At 46.2% G+C, this 16,777-nt stretch carries 18 protein-coding genes; 8 read left to right on the top strand and 10 right to left on the bottom strand.

The window, feature by feature from the left end:
* Positions 1-3: 3 nt before the first annotated feature.
* Complete coding sequence (locus HGT70_RS09570) at positions 4-198, bottom strand: hypothetical protein (RefSeq protein WP_214195712.1); 195 nt, start codon at positions 196-198, stop codon at positions 4-6.
* 141 nt (positions 199-339) lie between these two features.
* On the opposite strand from HGT70_RS09570, the gene HGT70_RS09565 reads away from it, so the two are divergent.
* Together HGT70_RS09565 and HGT70_RS09560 are read left to right on the top strand one after the other, a co-directional pair.
* Complete coding sequence (locus HGT70_RS09565) at positions 340-522, top strand: hypothetical protein (RefSeq protein ID WP_092675674.1); 183 nt, start codon at positions 340-342, stop codon at positions 520-522.
* 41 nt (positions 523-563) lie between these two features.
* Positions 564-827: a hypothetical protein gene (locus tag HGT70_RS09560; protein ID WP_241576286.1), complete on the top strand. Its 264-nt coding sequence runs from the start codon at positions 564-566 to the stop codon at positions 825-827.
* Between the two features lie 28 nt (positions 828-855).
* On the opposite strand, the gene HGT70_RS09555 is transcribed toward HGT70_RS09560, so the two are convergent.
* From HGT70_RS09555 to ffh, 8 genes are all read right to left on the bottom strand, one after another.
* Complete coding sequence (locus tag HGT70_RS09555; RefSeq protein ID WP_071434373.1) at positions 856-1,287, bottom strand: OsmC family protein; 432 nt, start codon at positions 1,285-1,287, stop codon at positions 856-858.
* A gap of 80 nt (positions 1,288-1,367) precedes the next feature.
* Positions 1,368-2,378 carry an alcohol dehydrogenase AdhP gene (adhP, locus tag HGT70_RS09550; RefSeq protein ID WP_071434371.1) on the bottom strand — a complete coding sequence of 337 codons (1,011 nt, stop codon included), beginning with the start codon at positions 2,376-2,378 and terminating at the stop codon, positions 1,368-1,370.
* 134 nt (positions 2,379-2,512) lie between these two features.
* Positions 2,513-3,796 carry a cystathionine gamma-synthase family protein gene (locus tag HGT70_RS09545; RefSeq protein ID WP_071434369.1) on the bottom strand — a complete coding sequence of 428 codons (1,284 nt, stop codon included), beginning with the start codon at positions 3,794-3,796 and terminating at the stop codon, positions 2,513-2,515.
* A gap of 223 nt (positions 3,797-4,019) precedes the next feature.
* Positions 4,020-4,367, bottom strand: a complete 348-nt coding sequence (gene rplS, locus HGT70_RS09540; protein WP_071434367.1) for a 50S ribosomal protein L19 — start codon at positions 4,365-4,367, stop codon at positions 4,020-4,022.
* A gap of 41 nt (positions 4,368-4,408) precedes the next feature.
* On the bottom strand, positions 4,409-5,170 hold the full coding sequence (gene trmD / locus HGT70_RS09535) for a tRNA (guanosine(37)-N1)-methyltransferase TrmD (protein WP_071434364.1): 762 nt from the start codon (positions 5,168-5,170) through the stop codon (positions 4,409-4,411).
* A gap of 33 nt (positions 5,171-5,203) precedes the next feature.
* Entirely contained in the window at positions 5,204-5,752 is a 549-nt protein-coding gene (rimM, locus tag HGT70_RS09530; RefSeq protein WP_071434363.1) for a ribosome maturation factor RimM, read from the bottom strand.
* A gap of 18 nt (positions 5,753-5,770) precedes the next feature.
* Positions 5,771-6,019 (bottom strand): 30S ribosomal protein S16, encoded by a 249-nt coding sequence (gene rpsP, locus HGT70_RS09525; protein WP_071434362.1) that lies wholly within the window; start codon positions 6,017-6,019, stop codon positions 5,771-5,773.
* A gap of 141 nt (positions 6,020-6,160) precedes the next feature.
* A complete protein-coding gene (ffh, locus tag HGT70_RS09520; protein WP_071434361.1) occupies positions 6,161-7,522 on the bottom strand; it encodes a signal recognition particle protein in 1,362 nt (453 codons plus the stop codon).
* A 168-nt stretch (positions 7,523-7,690) separates the two neighbouring features.
* Between ffh and HGT70_RS09515 the strand changes: the two genes are divergently transcribed.
* The 6 genes from HGT70_RS09515 (at position 7,691) to HGT70_RS09490 (ending at position 16,270) form a co-directional block, all read left to right on the top strand.
* Positions 7,691-8,482 carry a cytochrome C assembly family protein gene (locus HGT70_RS09515; RefSeq protein ID WP_071434360.1) on the top strand — a complete coding sequence of 264 codons (792 nt, stop codon included), beginning with the start codon at positions 7,691-7,693 and terminating at the stop codon, positions 8,480-8,482.
* 11 nt (positions 8,483-8,493) lie between these two features.
* Complete coding sequence (locus tag HGT70_RS09510) at positions 8,494-9,771, top strand: CNNM domain-containing protein (RefSeq protein ID WP_071434359.1); 1,278 nt, start codon at positions 8,494-8,496, stop codon at positions 9,769-9,771.
* Between the two features lie 678 nt (positions 9,772-10,449).
* Positions 10,450-11,205 (top strand): MurR/RpiR family transcriptional regulator, encoded by a 756-nt coding sequence (locus HGT70_RS09505; protein WP_214195711.1) that lies wholly within the window; start codon positions 10,450-10,452, stop codon positions 11,203-11,205.
* 93 nt (positions 11,206-11,298) lie between these two features.
* The gene (locus tag HGT70_RS09500) at positions 11,299-12,675 is read left to right on the top strand and encodes a PTS transporter subunit EIIC (RefSeq protein WP_214195710.1); all 1,377 of its coding nucleotides are present in this window, start codon (positions 11,299-11,301) and stop codon (positions 12,673-12,675) included.
* A complete protein-coding gene (locus HGT70_RS09495; protein ID WP_214195709.1) occupies positions 12,672-14,120 on the top strand; it encodes a glycoside hydrolase family 1 protein in 1,449 nt (482 codons plus the stop codon). Before HGT70_RS09500 ends, HGT70_RS09495 begins: the two co-directional genes overlap by 4 nt.
* 323 nt (positions 14,121-14,443) lie before the next feature.
* A complete protein-coding gene (locus HGT70_RS09490; RefSeq protein ID WP_214195708.1) occupies positions 14,444-16,270 on the top strand; it encodes a glycoside hydrolase family 15 protein in 1,827 nt (608 codons plus the stop codon).
* Positions 16,271-16,307: 37 nt separating this feature from the next.
* On the opposite strand, the gene HGT70_RS09485 is transcribed toward HGT70_RS09490, so the two are convergent.
* Complete coding sequence (locus tag HGT70_RS09485; protein WP_214195707.1) at positions 16,308-16,544, bottom strand: DUF2171 domain-containing protein; 237 nt, start codon at positions 16,542-16,544, stop codon at positions 16,308-16,310.
* Between the last annotated feature and the right edge of the window lie 233 nt (positions 16,545-16,777).

Raw genomic sequence — 16,777 nt, 5'->3', positions numbered from 1 at the left:
CGACTAGTTAGCGTCCTGTTCAAAGTGTTTTTTGAACTGTTCGTAAATCGATAGCATATTCCCCGCATCACCCTGTAAAGGGCTTAATTTACCGGCGCGCACTAACTCAACGACGACCTGTAGAGCCGCTTGCTTGGGGTGTTTATCAGGATGAGCAATCTGTTCATTGTCATGAGGACGAGCGAGGATTTCTGACATAAAAAACCTTATTTTCTTAAGCTTAATGGCAAGGATAGTGTAACCCAATTACCGCTTTTCTGGCAGAATAGCAGCAGCGAAAATCAAATTATCTCATTTACAGGTAAATGAGGCTTTCCCTTTCCAGCACAGGAGTCAGGTATGCTAATAGGATTTGTATTACTGGTAAGTGCTTGTGGCAATGATGCCTGCGATGCCCTACCTGTGACAGAAACTATTTATCCAACACTGGCAATGTGTCAACAAATGGAAGCGCGCGTACATAAGGTAAGACCCAATGTTGTATTGCTGTGCGGTGAGGTTCATCGTGATCACCCAGATTAAGTTTCAATCGCGATATAGTGACCACAGTGGAAGTTAAGCAAGTGAACGCTACTGTGCGCCGCCCACGTCGACCGGTCGGTTCCTGGGTTTATTACTCGCTCGAAGGTGGGTTACTATGGCCATGCCCTGTGCATTGGGAGTGGGAAAGCCGTTATGGTGGCTGGCTGCCTTTCTATTGTTCTCCCACCCTTGAGTATATTGCCGCTGACCCACTCAAGGTGGTGAAGAGGCCTGCGTCAAGAATGGCAACAAAAGCGACCGTAGCGAGGATTCGGGAACAACGATTGCAGGATAGAGAGGAGTAAAGTGACGCTCGTGGCGTCACTTAGGAGCTTACGCGTTTAGCGTATAGTCGAGCGTGATCTCAGTATCGAATAGTTGCGAAACTGGACACCCTTCTTTTGCTTGGTTGATGATCTTATCAAATTCCTGCTGATCGATACCTGGCAGCGCAACGCGGCTTTTCAAGGCGACCTTAGTGATCTTGAAACCTTCTCCCACTTTGTCTAGAGAGACGGTCGCGGTAGTATCGATACTTTTAGGAGTATGCCCGGCGTTCCCCAGCATCAACGATAGTGCCATCGAGAAACAGGCGGCATGAGCACCACCCAGTAATTCTTCAGGGTTAGTGCCGGCCTTGCCTTCGAAGCGAGTATTAAATCCGTAAGGTTGTTCGCTTAATGCACCGCTTTCGGTACTAACCGTTCCCTTTCCTTCTTTAATTGGACCTTCCCAATGTGCAGAACCACTTTTTAGAATCGTCATAACCACTCCTATAGAAAGTATGTTTAACTCAGTATAGAAGTGATCATCCATTCTTCAACCTCAACGGTCTTTGCCTGCCACTATTTTTTAAAATCGATTACCACGCGGCCAGAAATTTTACCGGCCTGCATCTCATCGAAAATAGTGTTTATCTCCTCGATAGGCCGTAGTGCCACTTTCGGGGTCACCTTACCTTCAGCGGCAAATTGGAAGGCCTCAGCGAGGTCTTTGCGTGTGCCAACGAGGGAGCCGACGACTTGGATGCCATCGAGCACTAAGCGAGGGATATCGAGCGCCATTGAATCTGGCGGTAAGCCAATCGCAACCACTTTCGCCCCGGCTCGCACACTGAACACGGCTGATTGGAACGCTGATTTCGCGACTGCTGTGACTATCGCAGCGTGCGCCCCGCCGCATCTTTCTTGGATAAGGGCCTGTGCATCCTGTTCGCGGGAGTTGATGACAAGATCCGCCCCCATAGAGGAGGCCAAAGCTAGCTGTTGCTCATTGATATCGATGGCAATAACTTTCGCATTGAAGACGTTTTTCGCATATTGCAGAGCGAGATTCCCTAAGCCACCTAACCCGAATATTGCCACCCACTCGCCAGGACGAATATCGCTGACTTTAAGCCCTTTATACGTCGTGACGCCTGCACAGGTAATACTACTTGCCGCCGCGGAGTCTAGTCCGTCGGGAACTTTAACCGCATAATCGGCATGGACAATGCATTGCTCTGCCATACCACCGTCCACACTATACCCAGCATTTTTGACCGAACGACAGAGCGTTTCTCTGCCTGTATTACAATACTCACAATGGCCACAGCCTTGGTAAAACCATGCCACGCTGACCCTATCGCCTACTTTTAAGGCACTGACGCCAGGTCCGAGTTGACTCACGATACCTATCCCTTCGTGGCCGAGAACCACCCCGGTCTTATCGCCGAAGTCGCCATTCTTAACATGTAAATCAGTATGGCAAACGCCACAACACTCCATGGTGAGTAGCGCTTCCCCATATTCCAATGCCCGTAATTGTTTATCTTCAACACTAACCTGATGATCGTGAGTGACTATTGCCGCTTTCATCTCGTACCCTCTCAGTAAATGTCTGCAGAAATGCCTCACTCACTCTACGCTTTTTCCTGTAGAAGAAAGTGATGCAGATCAATGGATACAGAGAGGAGTGTTAAAGATATCTAATCGTTTTATTGCTGGACGCGTTACAACGCATCCAACGCTTGCCCAATATCTGCGATGAGATCAGCGGCATATTCAATACCGACCGAGACGCGGATCGTCGTGTCAAAGATTGAGAATTTTTCACGTATCGATCGGTCAACGCCAGAGTGAGTGGTAGACCCTGGATGACTAATGAGTGATTCAGTCCCCCCTAGACTTACCGCTAACTTGAATATCTTCAGCGCATTAAGAAAACGAAACGCTTCCGCCTCGCTCTGCCCGACCTCAAAGGAGAAGGTCGAGCCTCCGCCTGTACACTGTGCATGGTACAGTTGATACGAACGGCTGCCCTCTTCATACAAAGACGGATGAGTGACGGCTGACACCTTGGGATGCTGGCTCAGATACAAGGCAACCTGCTCAGCATTACTGCTCGCTTTTTCCATTCTAAGCTGAAGGGTTTCTAACGAACGCCCTAACATCCAACTGGTGTGAGGGTCTAGCTGAGTACCGATGGTACTGCGCATCTGTTTGATCGCGGCGATCAGCGTGTGACTGCCCATCGCGGCCCCGGCGACGAGATCCGAATGTCCGCCCACGTACTTAGTTAATGAGTAGACAGTAATATCGGCACCTAACGCGAGCGGCTTCTGAAAAAGAGGTCCTAGCAGCGTATTATCACAGATGATCAGAGGACGAATGCCGTGTTGGCGCTCAAGTTCATCCGCCAGTTGAGCGAGTAGTGCAATATCGGTCATGGCATTAGTCGGGTTCGCCGGCGTTTCTACAAAAATAGCCCGTACTGGCCCCTGTTGTGCCGCCTGTTCAGCCTCTTGCTGAAGAGTTGTTAGTTCGCTTGAATCTTGCAGCGCAAAGGTCTTAATTCCGAAACGCGCGAGGGTCTTATTAAATAGGGTTTCTGTACCGCCATAGAGCGGTTGCGACTTCAAGATAGTGTCGCCAGGCTGACAAATCGCCATGAGTACCGTCGTTATCGCCGACATTCCTGAAGAGAATAAAACACAGCGTTCAGCCCCTTCGTACAAGGCTAAGCGGTCTTCGACAATTTCACTATTCGGATGATTAAACCGTGAGTAGACCAGGCCATCTTTTTGTCCTTCTGGCGCTGGGGTGCGTCCGCTGGTGACATTAAAGAAAGCCTTACCCTCTTCTGCAGTACGAAAAATAAAGGTCGAGGTTAAAAATATCGGCGGCTTGACCGCCCCTTCCGATAACGCGGGATCGTAGCCATAACTCGTCATCAGCGTTTGTGGATGCAGGACATGTTCGCCCTGCGCCGTAGTGAGAGTTTTACGGTCGCTCATGGTATTTCCTTGTCGTGATAAAGCTAAAGAGAGGGTTAACCTAGGCACGCAGTGTAGCGAAAGTTTTCAGTTTTGCTTAATCACGTTTAATTCGAAGATTATGCTAAAAAATAATAATAACCTAGAGGATGGTCTGGCAGGTGGATGATGGCAGAAAAAAAGGGCTGGCCACTGGCCAACCCCTTGTTCATTATTAACTTGTCGATGTCGCGTTAGCGAGACCTTAGCTAAGACGCTCTTTGATACGAGCTGACTTACCAGTACGCTCACGCAGGTAGTACAGTTTAGCTTGACGTACAGCACCACGACGTTTGACAGTGATGCTGTCAATTACAGGTGAGTGAGTTTGGAAAACACGCTCAACACCTTCGCCGTTTGAAATCTTACGAACAGTGAATGCAGAGTGCAGACCGCGGTTACGGATAGCGATAACCACGCCCTCGAATGCCTGCAGACGTTTTTTAGAACCTTCAACGACCCATACTTTCACTTCCACGTTGTCACCTGGACGGAAGGAAGGTACGTCCTGTTTCATCTGCTCTTGTTCAATTTGTTTAATAATGTTGCTCATAATTGTATCTCTTATCCTGGGTAAACTGATATTAAGGGAAGTCAGACTTCCTCATCATCATGTTGTTGTTGATGTTCCTTACGGAACGCATTCAACAATTTTACTTGCTCTTCAGTCAGAGCCAGGTTTTCCAGAAGTTCAGGTCTTCTTAACCAAGTACGTCCTAGCGACTGTTTCATACGCCAGCGTTTTATCTCGGCGTGATTTCCCGACAGCAGTACTGCTGGGACCTCTTCACCTTCTAACACCTCAGGGCGGGTATAATGTGGGCAATCGAGTAAACCTTCAGAGAACGAATCCTCATCTGCCGACGCTTGTTTTCCCAATACTCCAGGAATAAACCTAGAGACTGAGTCAATCATCGTCATGGCCGGTAACTCTCCACCACTCAACACGTAATCGCCAATTGACCATTCTTCATCAACTTCGGCATTGATCACACGTTCATCAACCCCTTCATAACGCCCACAGACAAAAATTAATTTATGCTGCGTCGCTAATTCACAAACCCCATGTTGATCGAGTTTGCGACCTTGAGGCGAGAGATAAATTACTTTCGCATTCTCACCCGCTGCGGCTCTTGCTGCATGAATAGCATCCCGTAAAGGCTGCACCATCATTAACATTCCAGGCCCCCCACCATAAGGACGATCGTCCACGGTGCGGTGCTTGTCATGCGTGAAATCGCGAGGACTCCAGCATTGAATGTCTAGCAGGCCGTTTTTGACCGCTCGGCCAGTTACCCCGTACTCGGTAATTGCTCGAAACATTTCAGGAAACAGGGTGATAACACCAATCCACATATTTCGTCGCTCAGTTACCGTGATATCCGGAGATCAAAAACCAGGATCCCAATCCACTTCAATCGTCGAAGTGTCGAGATCGACTTTTCTGATAACCTGTTCATCAAGAAACGGGATTAACCGTTCCTTCGCACCAAAAGCATCTTTCAGGTTTGCCTTAACGACTAATACGTCGTTCGATCCGGTTTCCATCAAATCAATGACTTTCCCCATCTCATAGCCTTGGAGGTTAACCACCTTGCAACCCATTAGGTCTTTCCAGTAGTAATCACCATTATCCAACGCAGGCAAGTCAGCAGCGTTAACCGATATCTCGGCATTCGTCAATTGGGCTGCTGCATCACGATCATCAATACCTTTGACCTTGATGATCAGATCCTGATTGTGATGACGCCAACTCTCTAGTTCAATCAACTGCCATTTACCGGCATGGTGAATTAACCAAGGTTGATAGTCAAAAATGCTTTCAGAATTTTCGGTGGAGGAAAACACTTTGAGCCAACCGCGAATCCCGTAGGGCGCACCCAACTTCCCCAATACAAGTGGGTTAGCAGGAGGCTGTGCGGAGTTAAATTTGGTCATGCTCACCACCGTGACAGATTAAGCTGCTTTTTTTGCTTCTTTGATCAGTGCATTTACACGATCAGACAGAGTTGCACCCTGACCAACCCAGTGTTCAATGCGATCTAAATCAAGACGCAGACCTTCAGCCAGGCCAGATGCAACCGGGTTGAAGAAACCAACACGCTCGATGAAACGACCGTTACGTGCATTGCGGCTATCAGTGACAACCACTTGGTAGAACGGACGCTTTTTTGCGCCGTGACGTGCTAAACGAATTGTTACCATAACATCCTCTTAAGTTAATAAAACAACTGGGCCCCATCGAGGAACGGGGCCCAGGTGCAATATAAAAGCCCGAAAATTTTACTGATTTTGGCGCAAAAAGCAACCGCTAATGTAAAAAGCCCGGGTCTTTTCGTTTTGGGCTTAACGCCCAGGGAATCCAGGAGGCATCATGCCTTTCATACCACGCATCATCTTGGCCATGCCGCCCTTCTTCATTTTCTTCATCATCCGCTGCATATCATCAAACTGTTTAAGCAGGCGGTTAACGTCTTGAACTTGTAAACCACATCCGCTGGCGATACGACGCTTACGCGAGCCTTTGATGATTTCAGGCTTCGAACGCTCTTGGCGAGTCATCGAATTGATAATCGCCTCCATGCGCACGAGCACCTTATCGTCCATTTGCGATTTCATATTGTCCGGAAGCTGCCCCATTCCCGGCAACTTGCCCATCAGGCTAGTCAAACCGCCCATGTTACGCATCTGTTTTAATTGCTGCAGGAAATCATCGAGATCGAAGCCATCGCCACTTTTCAGCTTCTTAGCGAGTTTCTCCGCTTCTTTATGGTCGACTTTACTCTCGATATCTTCGATCAGAGAGAGCATGTCGCCCATGCCCAAGATACGGGACGCGATACGATCCGGATAGAACGGGTCGAGTGCCTCCGTTTTCTCACCGACACCCATAAACTTAATAGGTTTGCCCGTGATATGACGGATGGAGAGTGCTGCACCACCGCGCGCATCGCCGTCTACTTTCGTTAAGACGACACCGGTAAGTGGTAGCGCTTCATTGAACGCCTTCGCCGTATTCGCGGCGTCCTGTCCGGTCATCGCATCGACGACAAACAGGGTTTCAACCGGGTTAAGTGCGGCATGGACGTCTTTGATCTCATCCATCATCGCTTCGTCGACGTGTAAACGACCGGCGGTATCGACGATTAAGACATCATAGAATTTTAACTTAGCTTCTTTTAAGGCGTGGTTGACGATATCTACCGGCTTCTGACTAACGTCGGAAGGGAAGAAGTCGATGTTCACTTGCTCTGCTAAGGTTTCGAGCTGACGAATCGCCGCAGGGCGATAGACGTCAGCCGAAACGACTAATACTTTTTTCTTCTGCTTTTCGCGCAGAAATTTACCGAGCTTACCGACGCTGGTTGTTTTACCGGCACCTTGTAGACCCGCCATCAAAATAACGGCTGGCGGCTGTGCCGCAAGATTCAGTGCGTTATTTTCAGCGCCCATCGCCGCGACTAGTTCGTCGCGGACAATTTTAATGAACTCTTGGCCAGGTGTGAGGCTTTTATTGACGTCATGTCCGACGGCACTCTCTTTCACCCGAGCGATAAAGTCACGAACGACGGGGAGCGCCACATCGGCCTCAAGTAACGCCATGCGGACTTCACGCAGCGTCTCTTTAATATTTTCTTCGGTCAGCCTGCCGCGACCGCTGATATTGCGCAGTGATTGCGACAATCTATCTGTTAGGTTATCAAACATTATTCACGACTCAGATGTAGGTTGGCGAAACCGCCTGTGAGACATATTGTGCGTATCATAGCATGAAGTCACAGAGATCTCTGCAATTGTACTGAGATCGTTTGGCGCAGGCAGCAGGGAACGTTATACTGCATGTTTACTGGCAATATTTAAACGAATCCATCATCTATGTCTTTGTTTGCGATAGCGGCGTTACTCGCCTACTCCCTAAGTCTTACGCTAATCATACCGAGCCTGCTGACGCGGAGTAACGGCTGGCGGATGATGGCCATGCTCTCGGCGATCGTGGCACTCGTCTGTCATGGCGTAGCCATCGAACAACGTATTTTTACGCTAGATAGCGCCCAGAATTTTAGCCTGCTCAATATTGGTTCTCTGATTAGTCTGATTATCTGCGCGGTGATGACGATCGTGGCGTCGCGTAACCGCGGCTGGCTTCTGCTCCCCTTTGTGTACACCTTTGCGCTGATCAACCTAGCGTTTGCGACCTTCGTGCCTAACGCTTTTCTGACGCACCTTGAGGCCACACCCGGGATTTTGATCCATATCGGTTTAGCGCTGTTTGCCTATGCCACGCTTATTATCGCCGCGTTGTATGCGCTGCAACTGGTCTGGATAGACTATCAGCTGAAAAACAAGAAGCTGGCCTTTAACCGTGAAATGCCGCCACTGATGGTGTTAGAACGTAAGATGTTCCATATCACTCAAGTCGGTTTTGTCTTACTGACCCTCGTGCTCGCCAGTGGTATTTTTTACTTACAGAATTTCTTTAGCACCGAGAATATGGATAAGGCTATCCTTTCTTTCCTAGCCTGGTTTGTCTATCTCGTTCTACTCTGGGGCCACTATCAAAAGGGTTGGCGCGGACGTCGTGTCGTCTGGTTCAACTGCAGTGGCGCCCTTCTGCTCACTATGGGCTACTTCGGTAGTCGCGTACTCCAGCAACTACTCACTCATTAAGGATTTTTTCAGTGGACTCTGTCTCGACCACGTCGTTGATTATTATTTTAGTCGTTATGGTTTTAGTTTCTGCTTGGTTCGCCGGTTCTGAAACCGGCATGATGACCCTTAACCGTTATAAATTACGGCATCATGCTAAGCAGGGAAACCGAGCGGCTAAACGCGTGGAGAAGCTCTTAAAGCGCCCTGATTTATTGATAAGCCTAGTGCTTATCGGCAACAACTTAGTCAACATACTCGCCTCATCGTTAGCGACCATCGTAGGGATGCGTCTTTACGGTAATGCCGGTGTCGCCATCGCGACTGGAGTACTGACCTTCGTCGTATTGATTTTCGCAGAGGTTCTTCCTAAGACAATTGCCGCGCTCTACCCAGAGAAAGTCGCTTACCCGAGTAGCTTACTGCTCGGCCCGATCCAGACAGTCATGTTACCCATCGTCTGGCTACTCAATACCATTACTCGCTTTCTGATGCGTTTAGTCGGTATCAAGACCGAGACCTCGATGAGCTCAGCCTTGAGCAAAGAAGAACTACGCACCATCGTCTACGAGTCGCGTAACCTGATGTCGCGCCGCAATCAAGATATGCTGTTGTCGGTACTCGACCTAGAGAAAGTGACCGTCGACGACATTATGATCCCGCGTAATGAAATCGTGGGGATTAACGTTAACGATGATTGGAAGACCCTTAGCCGTCAGCTCACTCACTCGCCCCATGGCCGCCTTGTCCTCTATCGGGATACATTAGAGGATTGCGTAGGGATGCTACGGGTCCGTGAAGCCTGGCGGACAATGAACGATAAGCGTGAGTTTACCAAAGAGAACCTGCTACGTGCCGCGGATGAAATCTACTTTATTCCCGAAGGGACAGCGCTGAACCAGCAGCTAGTCAAGTTCCAACGTAATAAGAAAAAGACCGGATTAGTCATCGACGAATACGGCGATATCAAAGGGCTGGTCACCATCGAAGATATTCTAGAAGAGATTGTCGGTGACTTTACGACGTCTATGTCCCCTTCCCTAGCCGAAGAGGTCATGCCACAAAACGATGGTTCAGTCCTGATCGATGGCAGTGCAAATGTCCGTGAGATCAACAAAGCCTTTAGTTGGGAGCTTCCCGAAGACGGCGCGCGCACGATTAATGGAATGTTGCTTGAGTTTCTCGAAGAGATCCCAGAAACCAACACTAAAGTAAAACTGGGCGACTTCGCTATCGATATTCTCGATGTGCAAGATAATATGGTCAAGCAGGTACGAGTCGTGCCCAATAAGGCACTCAAACTGAGTTAACCCCTTCTTATTAATCGCGACTTTTTGGTCGCGTTTACCCTCTTCGGCCTTACCGTTATTTCTAGAATAACCGTGCTTCTCTGTGACTATTTGTCGCTATTATTTAGCTACGGCGTTTTACCCGCTCGGTTACTGTAGGGCAGTAACTAGCCCCACCAACGGCATTGTTAGGATTGACTTCAGTCAAACGGGAATATCGATCAGCATCCTCCCTACGCAACCTTCTGGGCTGCAGCGCGCCAAGAGTGTTCTAAATGAGAACTGGTTCAAGTATCTGAGGAATAGTCGGTGCTAAATAAAAACTTAGCCCATACACTGTTACCTGGTTCACACCCAATTTTCCCTCGATTGTATACCCTGTGTTCACTATTCCCTCGCTGTATTTGCGCTTAACGTTTCGATGGGTGGCAAAGAGTAATGAATTCTCTTCCCTTAATATTGAGCCACTGCAAAGTCTCATCGTAGGAGCAGGACATTACGGGTCACGATAATTAAAGGAATCGGCTAAGGGATTTACCGATAAGGAATGTTGATGCAGATAACCAACCACCAGACTTAAAATAGTAAGGGTATAACGTAAGCAACACTCCCCTATTCTTAAAAATAGCGAACTTAAAAAGTTATTCGGATAAAACAACAAATAATTATAATGAATAATAACAAGCAGGGATTCATTAGGTGAAAAAAATTATAAATCCAATTTTTCATAGTCCATTATATGTTAGAGCTTCAGAATATTTATTTCACTCAAGTAAAGCAACCGTTTTTACACGTATTGCGACAGGGATTATTGAAAAGATTGAGGAATTCCCTCATGTTAACATTGAAGCCTTAGCGTTATATTGCGTTACTACCCCCTCAAGTGTCACAAAATTCTGTAGAATAATTGGCTACGACAGCTTCGCTGAATTACGTAATAACATAACATACAATAATAATGCTAAACACTATTTAACCATGAGCGATGAGAGGGAAATAATTAATAATATTTATAAATACCTTCCCTTAGAAAAATGTGAAGATATGGCTAGATCAATGGCGAATAAAAATAAGATCCTTATCATCACCAATGACTTTACGTTTAATATTTCTAATATTTTTAGAGAGGTGTTGAGTAGCTTTACCCGAACAGTCTATCTCGCGAATCGACAGAATAATGAGCTAATACATTACTTGTTCGGTGCCGTCGACAGTGTGGTCGTACTGACCTTTACCGGAGATTGGATGGAGAAGGAGCAATGGTGCTCAGTGATCCCTGATAACCTTTCTTTTTTCCTTATCTCGACGAAAATACCGACTATTCTATCTGGTCGACCAGAGGTATGGGTGCCTATTAATGGCTATCCGGATTTGATGGCATCTAATTACCACTCTCATAAATTCATGGAAAGTGTTATTTATATCATTGTCAAAAAAATAATTGAAATCGCATAATAATTTTCTAAATTTGGAAAACGAAAATATTTGCTTAGTTGATCCCTCTACCTTAGATTTTATGACACCAACATTATCGTTCGGGGATTTAACATGTCCAGCAGATCCGAAATAGATTCCATTCTTGACGGGTTAGGTGGAAGAGGGAATATTAAAGATTATTTCCATTGTGCCACCCGCCTTCGCTTTAATCTTTATGATTATTCGTTGCTTGATCAAGAAAAACTCAAATCTCAACCCTCAATACTGTCTGTCGTCATTGCAAGCGGTCAATGCCAACTTATTATTGGAACTGAAGTGGAATCCGTCTACCAGACAATAAAGACAGTAATCAACAATCAGGAGATGAGCAATACCAATGAGTGTTCAAATGAAGGTAAGAGTGAAAATACGACGACTCGTAAAGAAAGTAAGATAAATTTGATCCTTGGTTTTATATCAGGGAGTTTCCTACCGATTATCGGGGTTATCGCTGCGGCGGGATTACTGCGTGCAATGACCACAGTCTTGGCCGAGTTTTCCTATTTTCATGGAAGTGAGACCCTGAAGGTCATTAATTTAATTGCTAATGTCCCCTTTCATTATCTGCCAGTAATTCTGGGGTTTAGTATCGCAAGAAAATTGAAGTCAAATGAATTGGTTGGCGCCGCAATCGGTGCTGCATTACTCTATCCAGAGCTCACCAAACTAGCCGGTCAAACGTTACACTTCGTAGGCGTTCCCATTATTGTGGCAGATTATTCCGGTACCGTATTTCCAATATTTTTTGCCATCGTTACGGCAGCATTTATCGAAAGATCGCTAAAAAGGATAATCCCTAATTCTTTACAGCTTATGTTCGTCCCATTAATCACTTTCCTTATAGTCGTCCCTCTCACCCTTATTTTACTCGGTCCTTTTGGTGCGATTCTTGGTGACTATATGGCAAAAGGAATTCTTTATGTCATTAATCTAAGTGGGCTTTTATCGGGGATATTCATCGGTGCTTTTTATTCGATTATTGTGATGTTCGGTCTACATTGGACATTAACACCTATAATGTATACCAACCTCGTTCATGGCGGCGACCCAATCTATGCAATAGGTGGAATGTCAGCGATTGCACAAATGGGTATTGCTTTGGGTATTCTTATTAAATCAAAAGATAGTAAAACACGTCAACTGGCAGGCGGTGCTTTCTTCCCTTCGCTGATTAGCGGGGTTACCGAACCCATCTTATACGGACTTATTATTCCCCATAAGCAGACCATACCTTTTATGTTTATATCGGGTGCGGTAGGGGGCGGAATTATTGGGTTTTATGGCGTTAAGCTTAATGAAATGGTTTTTGCAAGTCTTCTGTCAATTCCCACTGCCCAGAACATCCTAGTTTATACCGTTGCCCTTTTTGCCACCTTATTAACCGGTGCATTACTGGTGATAATTTTTGGTTATGAATCTAAAGCTGACGTTTCAGGAGACAAAAAATGAGTAGCAATAAAATAGGTTTTCCAAAAGACTTTCTTTGGGGGGGCGCTATTGCCGCAAATCAAGCGGAAGGAGCGTGGAAAGAAGGTGGAAAAGGGGCGAGTGTGGCTGATATTAATGAATTCGTGCCGCACAAGGATCTTTCCTCCATGTCGAATAAGGAAATGACCCGTGAGAAAGCCCTGTTCGCGCTACAGGATCCCATAGGATTTTATCCTAAACGTAACGGTATCGATTTTTATCATAGCTTTAAGCAAGATCTAGCACTCCTGAGAGAGGCAGGAATTAAGACGTTTAGAACGTCAATAAGTTGGGCTCGTCTGTTTCCTAACGGCGATGAGAGTGAAGCTTGCGCAGAAGGCCTACTCTTTTATGATAATCTAATTGATGAAATAATCCGTAACGATATGGTGCCCTTGATAACGTTATCGCATTATGAAATGCCCTTAAATCTGGCATTTTCCTATAATGGCTGGAAAAATAGAAAGCTAATCGATTTCTTTTTTAATTTTGCTAAAACTTGTCTTAACCGCTATCACGACAGAGTGAAATTATGGATTCCCTTCAATCAGATTAATCTAATCAGGCATGAGTCCTTCAATCATCTAGGTATTTTTCAAGATAGTGAAACTAACCTTGTTCAGGATAAGTTCCAAGGTATCCATCATGAGCTAATCGCTTCGGCGAAAATTAAACGTTACGCGCAACATCTTAACAGTGATATAAAAATTGGCGTTATGCTATATAGTGATTTCGCCTACCCTGAAAGCAGGACGCCTGAAGATAACATCGCCACTTACCAACGTAACCAATATGAAATCTATTACGCAGACGTTCTGCTGCGGGGTAAATACCCAGGATATATTAAACGTTTTTTTGAAGAAAATAATATAACTCTTATTACCGAGGTAGAGGATAATGAAATATTAAAAAATACTGCCGATTTCATGAGTTTCTCTTATTATAATACTCATCTAAGCAATGCAAGCATTGCCCACGACGTCAATAAGAATAGCATGAGAAACCCTTCCCTACCGGCAAGCCTATGGGGTTGGTCGATAGACCCTTGCGGATTACGTTATGTTCTTAACTTCTATTGGGATCGCTGGCAGAAACCACTTTATATTACTGAAAATGGTCTCGGGCACTTTGATGAGGTTATCGATGGTCAGATCAATGACGACTACCGGATCGATTATTTAGCAAGTCACATCAAGGCAATAGGCCAGGCTATTGCTGATGGCGTAGAGGTGAAAGGCTATTATATGTGGTCTCCCATCGATATCGTCAGTTGCTCTTCAAGTCAGATGACAAAACGCTACGGTCTGGTGTATGTCAACTATGATGATCACGGCGTAGGCGATGGCACGCGTATTCCTAAAAAGAGTTTTTCATGGTTCCAACAGGTGGTAAACACTAATGGGAATAACCTGTTTGCTAATGAATAGAAACTAAATTTTCTTTTCAAACCGGTGCTGGCTAACGTTAAGAGTAAGGTCCTGTAATCCCGAATGCCACACGGCCGAGTGCGTGATCGATGGTTCATTCTTATCGCCGTTAACCTGTCATGCAGGTTGAAACGATTGATCGACATTCCCCTAAATCCCCGTTAATGCCAGCTTCTTAAACGCGACCTCTCAGGTCGCATTTTTTTATTTATCCCGCAATATCTGCCTGTTTTCAAGACAAAATCACTTTCTGTGCCATGCTTAAGTGACTTATTAAAAATCAGATTTCACTTAGCTCGTTCGTGCGTCACAAGGAGAACCTCTTGAAGAATAGTCAATATCATTCACCTGTTCGCCAGCAAGGGGCTGTCGGTCTTGGCGACTATGCCGCCATTGGCGAAGGGCGTTCCGTTGCACTGATCGCGCCTGATGGAGGCATCGACTGGTGGTGCGTACCCCATATGGACTCGCCTGCTTTATTCGACCGATTACTGGATACTGAGATTGGTGGTCACTTCAGTTTGACACCGACTGAGGAATATAGCGTTAAGCGACGTTATCGCGAAGACAGTAATATTCTTGAAACTGAGTTTATCACCGCCTCGGGCAGGGCGTTACTCACCGAATCTATTAATAGTAATCTTGCCGGCCCCCTGCCTTGGAATGAATTAGCCAGAAGAATCGAAGGGAAAGAGGGAAGTGTCAACTTCCAACTTACTATTCGGTTTGGAACCCAGGTAGAGACTCGCTCGCCCTGGCTCGACACCACCGCGCAAGGCAATGTTTTCCATATTGGTGACTTGATGGTAATGCTGCGCTGCAGCGACGATGTTAAGATTAAGACTTGTGAAAGTAATAACATTATCGCGCAGTTGACTACAAAACCTTCATCCTCATCACTCTGTGCCCTGCTAGTTTCCCAAGCAGAACCTTTAGCCATCCCGACGGTAGACGCGATTAATAAACGTATCGAGACCAGCCACCTTGCTTGGCAAAATTGGGTTGAAAACTTAAGTTATCAGGGAAGCTATCCACAACATGTTACCCGTTCAGCCCTCGCTTTGAAATTTCTCTGGTTTTCTCCGACGGGTGCGCTCGCGGCGGCGGCCACGACCTCGCTGCCCGAAGGAATAGGCGGAGAGAAAAACTATGATTATCGCTATGCCTGGATCCGCGATGCCTGCCTAATCATCAAATCTTTCGTCTATTTAGGGGCGCTCGAAGATTGCCAGGCCGCTTACTCTTGGCTGTCAAAAACCATAATGCGCCACGGTGAAGAACTGCTTACCTGCTATACGTTAGAGGGCGGAGAAGTCCCCGCCGAGACCTACTTGGATTTACAAGGCTATAAAAATTCACAACCTGTACGTAAAGGTAATAATGCTCGCGACCAGCGCCAATTGAGTATGTACGGCGATATGCTTGCTGTTGGGCAACTCTTCGTCCAATCGGGCCATATTCTTGATTTGGAGACTTCACGACTCTTAAGTCGTTTAGCCAACCAATGTGCTGATCGTTGGCGATTAAAAGATTCGGGTATGTGGGAATTACCGGCTCTACAGCACTATACCCACTCTAAGATGGCGTGCTGGCTAGCCCTGGATGCTGCAGTTGAATTAGCCGATGCTGGACATTTAGAAGCGACCTGGCGCGACCGTTGGGCGGCTGAACGTGACCTTATTGCACAATGGGTAGAACGGCATTGCTGGTCCGACACCCGTCAAGCTTACCGATTTTATGCTGACGATAATGACGAGTTGGATGCAGCGCTAACCTTGGTGTATCGCTATGGTGCGCGTATCAATAAGTCACGCATGCTCTCAACCTACCATGCCATGATCGAAGAGCTTGGTCACGGTGGCCCGCATCTTTATCGTTACAGCCACGTAGAGAAAGAAGAGAGTACTTTCGTTGCCTGCTCGTTTTGGATGGTCGAAGCATTGGCCGCTTTAGATGAAAATGCGTTGGCTGAGCAAAATATGGAAACGATCCTTGAAACCCTATGTGACAGGGGGAATGTCGAGACCTTCAATGAAATGTTTGATATTCGTACCGGGGAATGGCGAGGAAATCTTCCACAGGGGTTGAGTCATTTAGCATTAATCTGTGCGGCACAAGCTCTGGGCAACCAGCCGCTGTCTGGTTGTTAATAAGGATGCTACCCGCCAAGGCGGGTAGCAAGAGTCTTTATACTGCTTTCCACTCTTGTTCGACTTCTTGCAGCGTCTTGGACAAGATGACCTTGTTATCGTCAACGTTAGTGACCCAAGCCAGTGGAATGAGGTGGTGGCTACCATCTGCATTCGGCGCTTTTTTCACTAATTTTATTTGATCTTCACTTTCAAAATGGTCGACAACGCCCACAAAGTCGCCATTCTTATCAACTACTTCCGCATGATCTAAGATTTGAGCTTTAGTTACCATTTGAGAGTCCTCATTATTTAAGGGATTATTTAAAACACTCAAAAAGTGTAGTACAGGATTCAACGATAAAATGAAAATAATTAAAAAAATAGTATCTATAAAAACTAGAATTTCGATATTTTTGTGCTAATGAAAGAGGGTTTTACAGGATGAGTTTATCGACTATAATTTATGGCTATAATGTGAGAAAGATAATCCTCTATTGTTAGGTTCACTCCTACAACCCTTTTAAG

This window comes from Rosenbergiella collisarenosi, assembly GCF_018494085.1.
Lineage (GTDB): Bacteria > Pseudomonadota > Gammaproteobacteria > Enterobacterales > Enterobacteriaceae > Rosenbergiella > Rosenbergiella collisarenosi.
Note: the sequence above shows the minus strand (reverse complement) of the source record. Positions and strands in the feature narration are given on the sequence as shown.

Excerpts from the sequence above, each read along its gene's own strand:
- HGT70_RS09570 (WP_214195712.1), bottom strand. The coding sequence starts at position 198 with ATGTCAGAAATCCTCGCTCGTCCTCATGACAATGAACAGATTGCTCAT.
- HGT70_RS09565 (WP_092675674.1), top strand. The coding sequence starts at position 340 with ATGCTAATAGGATTTGTATTACTGGTAAGTGCTTGTGGCAATGATGCC.
- HGT70_RS09555 (WP_071434373.1), bottom strand. The coding sequence starts at position 1,287 with ATGACGATTCTAAAAAGTGGTTCTGCACATTGGGAAGGTCCAATTAAA.
- adhP (WP_071434371.1), bottom strand. The coding sequence starts at position 2,378 with ATGAAAGCGGCAATAGTCACTCACGATCATCAGGTTAGTGTTGAAGAT.
- HGT70_RS09545 (WP_071434369.1), bottom strand. The coding sequence starts at position 3,796 with ATGAGCGACCGTAAAACTCTCACTACGGCGCAGGGCGAACATGTCCTG.
- rplS (WP_071434367.1), bottom strand. The coding sequence starts at position 4,367 with ATGAGCAACATTATTAAACAAATTGAACAAGAGCAGATGAAACAGGAC.
- trmD (WP_071434364.1), bottom strand. The coding sequence starts at position 5,170 with ATGTGGATTGGTGTTATCACCCTGTTTCCTGAAATGTTTCGAGCAATT.
- rimM (WP_071434363.1), bottom strand. The coding sequence starts at position 5,752 with ATGACCAAATTTAACTCCGCACAGCCTCCTGCTAACCCACTTGTATTG.
- rpsP (WP_071434362.1), bottom strand. The coding sequence starts at position 6,019 with ATGGTAACAATTCGTTTAGCACGTCACGGCGCAAAAAAGCGTCCGTTC.
- ffh (WP_071434361.1), bottom strand. The coding sequence starts at position 7,522 with ATGTTTGATAACCTAACAGATAGATTGTCGCAATCACTGCGCAATATC.
- HGT70_RS09515 (WP_071434360.1), top strand. The coding sequence starts at position 7,691 with ATGTCTTTGTTTGCGATAGCGGCGTTACTCGCCTACTCCCTAAGTCTT.
- HGT70_RS09500 (WP_214195710.1), top strand. The coding sequence starts at position 11,299 with ATGTCCAGCAGATCCGAAATAGATTCCATTCTTGACGGGTTAGGTGGA.
- HGT70_RS09495 (WP_214195709.1), top strand. The coding sequence starts at position 12,672 with ATGAGTAGCAATAAAATAGGTTTTCCAAAAGACTTTCTTTGGGGGGGC.
- HGT70_RS09485 (WP_214195707.1), bottom strand. The coding sequence starts at position 16,544 with ATGGTAACTAAAGCTCAAATCTTAGATCATGCGGAAGTAGTTGATAAG.